This is a genomic window from Paenibacillus sp. 2TAB26 (assembly GCF_052115145.1).
Lineage (GTDB): Bacteria > Bacillota > Bacilli > Paenibacillales > Paenibacillaceae > Pristimantibacillus.
Window position 1 is genome coordinate 1 of the sequence record NZ_JBFRGC010000157.1, and the last position, 363, is coordinate 363.

General features: G+C 55.4%; 1 protein-coding gene. It reads left to right on the forward strand.

Annotation, left to right across the window (positions count from 1 at the left end):
* The first annotated feature begins 169 nt into the window (after nucleotides 1–169).
* Nucleotides 170–361 (forward strand): hypothetical protein, encoded by a 192-nt coding sequence (locus AB4Z50_RS36300; protein ID WP_441887369.1) that lies wholly within the window; start codon nucleotides 170–172, stop codon nucleotides 359–361.
* Nucleotides 362–363 lie beyond the last annotated feature (2 nt).

Consider the following 363-nt stretch of genomic DNA (forward strand, 5'->3'; position numbering starts at 1 on the left):
AAGTTCGACGTCGTAATTGCGTCTGGCTTGCTCCACCACCTCGACGCGGATGCCGCCCACCATCTGTTTCGACTGGCCAAATCCGCGCTTCGACCCGGCGGAAGACTTGTAACCATTGATTGCTGTTTTGCTGAGGACCAGAATCTGGTTTCCCGTTTGTTGGTCAGCTATGACCGGGGCCAGAACGTATTGGATGGCGACGGGTATACCAAATTGGCATCGTCTGAATTCCGCAAAATTAAGGGCCGCGTGCGGCATCAAGCGTGGATTCCGTATACGCATTGGATTATGGAGTGCTTTGCCGATTGACGGCATATTGCGCGCGGTGGCGCAGGCCGACTCGATGAAGACGAGGGGCTAGTC